The organism is Micromonospora sp. NPDC003776 (genome assembly GCF_053605645.1).
The window spans coordinates 1-7,339 of sequence record NZ_JBSGJR010000355.1; the positions used below are offsets into that span (position 1 = coordinate 1).

General features: G+C 73.2%; 7 protein-coding genes. 3 read left to right on the forward strand and 4 right to left on the reverse strand.

Going from position 1 to position 7,339, the window contains the following annotated elements:
• Positions 1-95: 95 nt before the first annotated feature.
• Positions 96-920 carry an exo-alpha-sialidase gene (locus ACWEVO_RS24520; RefSeq protein WP_452309862.1) on the reverse strand — a complete coding sequence of 275 codons (825 nt, stop codon included), beginning with the start codon at positions 918-920 and terminating at the stop codon, positions 96-98.
• 165 nt (positions 921-1,085) lie between these two features.
• Here ACWEVO_RS24520 and ACWEVO_RS24525 point away from each other — a divergent pair, with 165 nt between their 5' ends.
• The gene (locus ACWEVO_RS24525; protein ID WP_452309863.1) at positions 1,086-1,688 is read left to right on the forward strand and encodes a dihydrofolate reductase family protein; all 603 of its coding nucleotides are present in this window, start codon (positions 1,086-1,088) and stop codon (positions 1,686-1,688) included.
• A gap of 118 nt (positions 1,689-1,806) precedes the next feature.
• On the opposite strand, the gene ACWEVO_RS24530 is transcribed toward ACWEVO_RS24525, so the two are convergent.
• Positions 1,807-2,445 (reverse strand): hypothetical protein, encoded by a 639-nt coding sequence (locus ACWEVO_RS24530; RefSeq protein WP_452309864.1) that lies wholly within the window; start codon positions 2,443-2,445, stop codon positions 1,807-1,809.
• 184 nt (positions 2,446-2,629) lie between these two features.
• Between ACWEVO_RS24530 and ACWEVO_RS24535 the strand changes: the two genes are divergently transcribed.
• On the forward strand, positions 2,630-4,711 hold the full coding sequence (locus tag ACWEVO_RS24535; protein ID WP_452309865.1) for a sensor histidine kinase: 2,082 nt from the start codon (positions 2,630-2,632) through the stop codon (positions 4,709-4,711).
• On the forward strand, positions 4,704-5,354 hold the full coding sequence (locus ACWEVO_RS24540) for a response regulator (RefSeq protein ID WP_452309866.1): 651 nt from the start codon (positions 4,704-4,706) through the stop codon (positions 5,352-5,354). The genes ACWEVO_RS24535 and ACWEVO_RS24540 overlap by 8 nt, the downstream gene beginning before the upstream one ends.
• Positions 5,355-5,449: 95 nt before the next feature.
• Here the strand turns inward: ACWEVO_RS24540 and ACWEVO_RS24545 are convergent, their stop codons facing one another.
• Positions 5,450-5,710 (reverse strand): hypothetical protein, encoded by a 261-nt coding sequence (locus ACWEVO_RS24545; protein ID WP_452309867.1) that lies wholly within the window; start codon positions 5,708-5,710, stop codon positions 5,450-5,452.
• A 46-nt stretch (positions 5,711-5,756) separates the two neighbouring features.
• Positions 5,757-7,339: helix-turn-helix transcriptional regulator (locus ACWEVO_RS24550; RefSeq protein WP_452309868.1), on the reverse strand; the 1,583-nt coding region annotated here is incomplete at its 5' end.

Here is a 7,339-nt window from a genome sequence, read left to right on the forward strand (position 1 = left end):
GTGATCACTAGGCGTAGGAACCTTCATGATCACTGATGCCTGTGCCCGTCTCCTACCCGCCCGATCCCCACTGACCTATTTGCGCGGCCTCTAAGCTAATCAGCGACGCTGACCAGTTCCGTCAGCTCGCCGCGCTCGGCGTCGACCACGCAGACCGCGGTACGTGGTCGGTCGTCGAGCAGGCGGACCCCGGCCAGCAGCCGGCCGTCCGGCAGCCGGAGCAGCGCCGGACCGCCTACCTGCACGCCCAGGTCCGTCCAGTGCCAGTCCCGGTACGGCGGGTCGGCCCGGCCGAGTTGGGCGGTGGCGCTGTCCCGGTCCCGGCGCAGCAGGCAGAGGGCCCGGCCGTCGGGCTCGAAGACCAGGCCCGACTCGTTCGGGTAGCCGTCGGCGAACAGGGTCTGCACGACCGGGTGCAGATCGACGCCGTCCCGGCTGCGGTACAGCCGGACGAACCGCGGTTCCCGAGTGGCGTAGCCGACGCCGTACATCGCACCGTCGTGCCACACGGCCCGCCACAGCCAGACATCCGGCTCGCCGACCGGGGTCGGATCACCCCAGTCGTGTCCGTCCGGGGAGAGCCAGGCCATGGTGCGGAAGGACTTCGTGGCCTCGCCCGTCACCGCGGCGGCGTACAGGTGCAACCGGCCATCGGGCCGCGGCACGAGACGAGGATCGCGCAGGTCCGCGCCGTCTCGCCGCAGCAGCGCCGCATCGGTCCAGCAGCGGCCGTCCGGTGAGGCGAGCACCCGGATCACCCCGTCCCCCGACACGTGTGAGGTGCCCTCACGGAAGGCGCAGTACCAGCTGCCACCGTGCCGGACCAGGTCGGTGAACGCGCTGTGCGCAGCAGAGTCGCCGATCCGGCTCACCGCCGTGACCTCGGCACCCAGGCGACGGCCGATCGATGGCAGGGACATGCGCGGCATCCTCCTGAGGCGGTCCGGCCGGGCCGACCACGTTAGGGGACGCGGACAGCAGCAGGGCGAACGATGGGCGAACATCTCCCGGCGTAGCTCCCCGTCACCGATGAGTTCCGCGCACCTGTTCGGTCTTACCGGAGAACCGACGCAGGAGGAGTGAACATGAGCAAGGTGATCGCCGACATCTCCATGTCGCTGGACGGATACATCACCGGGCCTGCGGTGGACCAGCAGCACGGCCTCGGCATCGGCGGGGAGGCGATCCACGGGTGGGTGCTCGACACGCCGCGCTCCCCGGTCGACGAAGCGGTGCTGGCGCGCAGCTTCGCGGAGACCGGCGCCGTGGTGATGGGGCGGCGCCTCTTCGACATCGTGGACGGCCCGAACGGCTGGAACGACGACGTCGGGTACGGACACGACCAGAACCAGTCGGCCGCACCACCGTGCTACGTCGTCACCCACGAACCGCCCGGCACGGTGCGGCTCGCGTCCAGGTTCCGGTTCGTGACCGACGGCGTGGCAGCCGCCATCGACCAGGCCCGGGCCGCTGCGGGCGCCAAGGACATCGTCGTCATGGGCGGCGCGAACGTGATCGACCAGAGCCTCGCCGCCGGGCTGGTCGACGAACTGCGCATCCACCTGTCACCGCTGGTGCTCGGCGGCGGCACGCGGCTGTTCGACCTGGCCGGCCCGACCCGGCTGGTTCAACGGGAGGTCATCGAGTCACCGCGGGCCACCCATCTCACCTACGAGGTGCTCAGCTGAGCAGAAGGGCGCAGCTGCGGTTCAGGAAGCCGTCGAGCGCGTGGCGCGTCGGAATCCGACGCGCCGCCGCGGGTGCGTACCGCGGCGGCGCGTTCGTGTCCGGGGATGCCCGTCGTTCTCAATCCCGGGCGCCGGTCGACTTCGGACGCAGCGCCACGATGACGCCGAGCAGGGCGTAGCCGACCAGCAGGTGCCCTCCGCCGACCCAGTTCGACACCGGCTCACCGACGATCACGAACGTCGGAACGGTGACCACCGCCCAGCTCTCCGCGACCGTCGGCCAGACCCGGGCCAGCCCGGCCCACCGGCGGGTGAAGAGGATCTTGAGGCCGATGACGAACATGCCGAGCATCGACAGCGGCCAGAACACGTCGAGGACCATCAGCCATCCGGCGTCCCGCAGCGCCGGCACGGCGTGCAGCAGGCTCCACACGGTGGCGAGCGCCAGCAGCACGAACTCCACGCGCAGCATGCCCCGCGCGACCTTCGACGTGCCGGTGGCCATGGTCCTCAGCTGGATGGTGAGCAGGGCGAAGACGCCGAACTGGAACAGGGTGCCGCCCACGTCGCTGATGCTCAGCTGCACGGAGCCCTCGGGGTTGGTGCCGACCGTGAAGATGGTGGCCGCCCAGGCGAGCGTCCCGACGGTGAGGGCCACCCCCAGCCGGCGGGCCGCGGCGGTCGACAGGCCCGGGGCGGCGCTCGGCGCGGCGGCCTCGTCGGTGCGGGCGGGAACGGGTTCGGTGCGAATCGTCACGGCAGTTTCCTAACCTGAAGCCGGGCGGCCGGTCGGCCCGGCCGCGGTACGCCGGAACCGTGCCGCACCGGCCGACCCGGGCAGCAGGGGCCGGTGCCCCCGATCGAGTCCCCGCCGATGTCCCGACCCGATCGGGACACGGGTCCTCGGGACTCCGGGACGCGCCTGCTGCCACCATTGCCGGGTGCGGAACGAACGGCGGCGAGCCGGCTGGGCAGCGACTGCGACGGGCGCCGGATTCGCACTGGCCGCGGTCGCGGCCACGGTGATCGCGGCGGCACTCGACCTGTCGCTCGGCGCCGAGCAACGCGCGTCCGACGGGCTGGAACTCGGCTGGGTCACCGGACTCGCCGGACTCGCGCTCGCCGTACCGGGCGCGCTGATGCTCCGCCGGGTACCGGGCAACGCCGTCTCCTGGATCCTGTGCGTCACCGGCCTGCACTGGGCGGTCGACGGGGTCGCCGTCTCGTGGGTCGCCTACGCCACGGCCCGCGACCCGGTGGCACCCGGTGCCGATCTGGCCTACTGGATCTACCAGCGGGCCGGCGCATGGCTGCTGTTCTCGCTGCCGCTGCTGCTGCTGTTCTATCCCGACGGTCGGCTGCCGACGGGCCGCTGGCGGTGGGCGGCCCTCGGTAGCCTCGCCACCACCGCCGTTCTCCCGCTCAGCCTGCTCTTCGTACCCGCCCGCGTCGGCGACGCGTTCGGCAGCGAGGTGCCCGCCGCCTCCGCCGACCTGCGCATCGACCTGCTGACCCTGCCCGTGCCGGACGCGGTGTGGGAGATGATTCTGCGTACCGGCTACGCGGCGGTCCCGGTCAGCATGCTCGTGCCGTTCGCCGTCGTGGTCCGCCGCTACCGCCGGGCCGCCGGCCTGCAACGCACCCGCATGCGATGGCTGATGTGGGCCGGCGTCGTCGACGTCATGGTGATGCTGACCGCGCTGGCACTGCCGGCGGCCGCGTCGACTGCCGCGCTGTTCGTGGCCGTCACGGTCACCGGCGCCGCGATCACCGCTGGCATCCTGCGACCCCACCTCGTCGACATCGACCGGCTTCTCGGCGGCACGTTCCTCTACGGATCGCTTGCCACCACCGTGGTGGTCGTCGACGCCGCCGTCCTGGCCGGGCTCACCGCCCTGCTCGGCGACCGCCGCTCGGAACAGGGCGCAGCGCTCGTCGCGCTCCTGGTCGTGATGCTCGTGTACGGGCCGCTGCGCCACCGCCTGTGGCTGCTCATCCAGCGGGTCGTGCTGGGTCAGCGGCACAACCCGTACCGGGTGGTGGCCGGGCTCGCCGAGCGGCTGGAACGCTCCGACAGCCCGGAGGAGCAACTGCTCGCCGTCGCGCAGAGCGTCGCCGAGGCGTTCCGCTCACCGTATGTCGCCGTCGAGGTCCACCGCACCGGCGGGCAGGCCCTCCTCGCCGAACACGGCACGGCTCCCGACTCGACGCAGACCCTGCCGATCACGTACCGGGGTGAGCTGGTCGGGCGGCTCATCCTCGCCGCCGACGGGCCCCGTACCGCCCTCTCGCCCCGCGACCAACGACTGCTCGCCGACGTGGTGCGCCAGGCGGCCGCCGCGGCCCGCTCCAGTCACCTCGCCAGCGAACTGCAACTGAGCCGGGAGCGGCTGGTCGGCGCCCGCGAGGAGGAACGCCGGCGCCTGCGCCGGGACCTGCACGACGGACTCGGCCCCGCGCTCGGCGGGGTGGCCCTGCGCATCGAAACCGCGCGCAACCTGCTGCCTGACCCGCGCCGCGGCCAGGGCGTCGACGAGCTGCTCAAGCAGGCCCGGGAAGACGTGGCCGGCGCGCTCGCCGACGTCCGCCGCCTGGTGCACGACCTGCGCCCCCCGGCCCTGGACGACGTGGGACTCGTCGGCGCGCTGCGCCAGCAGACCGACCGGCTGCGCACACCCGGCCTGACCGTGCAGGTAACCGGCGACGAAGGACTCGAACACCTGCCGGCCGCCGTGGAGGTCGCCGCCTACCGGATCGCCTCCGAGGCGCTCACCAACGTCGTCCGGCACGCTCGGGCCAGCACCTGCACCGTGCGCATCGAGGCCGGCAGCAACCTGCTGCGCGTCGAGATCCGCGACGACGGCGTCGGCATCGCCGAGGGCACCCCCACCGGCATCGGCCTGCTGTCAATCCGCGAACGGGCCGCTGAACTCGGCGGCCGCTGCCAGGTAGAGTGCCCGGACGGGCGGGGGACGCTGGTCCGTGCCGACCTGCCGTTAGCCGCGGAGGTGCGCAGTGGCTGACCAACCGGTCCGGGTGATCGTCGCCGACGACCACCCCATCTTCCGCGATGGTCTCGCGGTCCTGCTCGGCTCGGTGGCCGGCGTCGAGGTCATCGGCACCGCCGCCACCGGCGGCCAGGCCGTCGAACTCGCCCTGTCCGCACAACCGGACGTGGTCGTCATGGACGTGCAGATGCCCGGACTGAACGGGATCGAGGCGACCCGGCGCCTCGCCGCGGACGCCCCGGCGGTCGGCGTGCTCGTCCTCACCATGTCCGAGGACGACGGCACGGTCTTCATGGCGGTACGTGCCGGAGCGCGCGGCTACCTGGTCAAAGGCGCCGAGCAGGACGAGATCGTCCGCGCGATCCGGACCGTCGCCTCCGGCGGCGCCGTCTTCGGCGCCACCCTCGCCCGCCGCATCGCCGAATTCTTCGCCGCCGGCCCGGCGGCCGCCAGCGCGCCGTTTCCGGAGCTGACCGCCCGGGAGCGGGAGATCCTGGAGCTGCTCGCGGGAGGGCGCTCCAACACCCAGATCGCCCAGGCGCTCTACCTGTCCCCGAAGACGGTGCGGAACAACGTGTCGAACGTCTTCGCCAAGCTACGGGTCGCCGACCGCGCCGAGGCCATCGTCCGCGCGCGGGAGGCCGGCCTCGGCCGGTGACATCGCGCCGCGCGATTGTGCGAAAGCGGCGGCGGCCGCGCTCGGGGGCGATCTCGTACGGGAAAACCGCCACACGACGGTTCGCGGATGCGCCGTCACGCGGGCGCCGTCCGCTCCGGCGGGTGGATCCACGCTGCGGGGTTCAACCGATCCACCCGCCAGTTGGCCGCCGCCGCCGCGGCCGCCACCGATTCCGCGTCCGGGCCTTCCACGAGCGCGAGTACGACCTCGTCGGCAGGCAGATGGACCGCCGCGACCAGTCGCATTTCCGCCGTCGGGGGAATCGGCGCCAGCTCGGGCGCCGTGGCGTCCCCGGAGCAGTCGTAACGTTCCAGGAGGAACAGCCGACGAGTCATGCCAGCAACCTATGGCCCACCGGCCGCGCAGGAATCCGGAGTTTCCCTAACGTTTGGCCCCGGACCTGCCGGCCATGGCCGCGCCGAGCTCGGCCCGGCTGGAGATCCCCAGCTTGCGATAGATGCGAGCGAGGTTCGCCTCGACCGTCTTCGGGCTGATGAACAACTCGTCCGCGATGACCCGGTTGGTGCGCCCCTGGGCCGCCAGCCGAGCCACCCGCTCCTCCGTGGCCGTGAGGTCCAGCGGCGCCGGCGGACGCCCCCCGATCCGCCCCTGCTCCGCCCGGGCGCGCTCCACGAAGGCCCGCGCACCGATCGCGGCGAACTCCGCCTCAGCGGCCCGCAGCGCGTCCTGAGCCGCACGCTTGCGGCGGGCCCGCCGATGCACCACGCCGGCGACCAGCAGGCAGCGGGCGCGATCCAGCGGCAGTACGCCCTCGGGCACGCCGGCCCGGGCCGCGGTGAGTTCGTCGAGCGCAGCCAGCGGATCCGTCCCGCTCGCGCTCTCCAGCAACACCCGACTGCGGGCCAGGCCCAACGTCGTCCACGGCCGGGGTAGCCGTTCGTGCCGCTTTGCGAGCCGGGCCAGCGCCGCCCGGGCGGTGGTCAGGTCGCCGGCACCCACGCACGCCTCGATCCAGTCCGGCTCGAACCGCTGAGCCAGCGGCTCGACCAGGCCCAGCTGGTCGACGCTGGCCGCGAGGCTGCCGTACGCGCGTGCCGCCTCGCCCATCCGACCCCCGCACAGCGCGACGAACCCGGCCAGATGCTGGTAGATCCGCCGGACCCAGCCGTCGCCGGTGTCGTCGGCGCGGCGCAGGCCGGCCTCCGCGACGGCAGCGGCCTCGGCCAGGTCGCCCCGGTTCGCGTGGAGCAGCCCCGCCAGCCACAGCTCGCCGTTGAGCCCCGTGCCGAGCTGCTCACCGAGGTCCCGGGCGGCCGCGATGTGCTTCTCGGCGGCGGACCAGCAGCCGGCCAGCAGTTCGGTCTCCCCGAGGTGGCTGAGTAGTTCGTGCTGCACCGGCTGATCGCCGCGGGCCATGGCGAGGCCGAGCATCCAGCGCAACCGCTGCCGGGCCCGGTCGGCGTCGTCAATCGACTTCCACCAGACCGCCGGGATCGTGCCGGCCAGCCACGACGGCTCATCGCCTTCCATCGTCAGCGCCCGGTCCACCAACTCGGTGCGAGCGGGCAACCCCGTCCGTACCTCCTGGAAGAACAGCTGCAGCAGGGACGCCGCGAGCAGCCCCCGGTCGTCCTCCTCGCTGGTGAGCAGGGCGAGGGCCGCCTCGGCGTGCCGGCGCGCGGGCCCCGGCGCGTCCACGAACCCGGCCAGATGGGCATGGATACGTCCGGCCAACGGTGAGCCGGGCGGCACCGATTCCAGCGCGCGTTCGGCCGCCCCCACCGCCACCTCGCCGGGCTCATCGGCGCTCCACGCCACGATCGCCCGCAACAGCAGCGACTCGGCGCGCAGCTCACCGGCGAACTCGCCGGCTATCGCCTCAGCCCCGGCGCCCGCTGCCACGTATTCGCCACTGTCGTACCGGCAGCGCACCGCCGACAGCCGCAGGCGGCCGCGGCCGTCCGCGTCCTGCTGCGGGGTCAGCGCCGCGGCACGCTCGTACA

Coding starts and splice junctions, on each gene's coding strand:
- ACWEVO_RS24545 (WP_452309867.1), bottom strand. CDS start 5,710: ATGACTCGTCGGCTGTTCCTCCTGGAACGTTACGACTGCTCCGGGGAC.
- ACWEVO_RS24525 (WP_452309863.1), top strand. CDS start 1,086: ATGAGCAAGGTGATCGCCGACATCTCCATGTCGCTGGACGGATACATC.
- ACWEVO_RS24520 (WP_452309862.1), bottom strand. CDS start 920: ATGTCCCTGCCATCGATCGGCCGTCGCCTGGGTGCCGAGGTCACGGCG.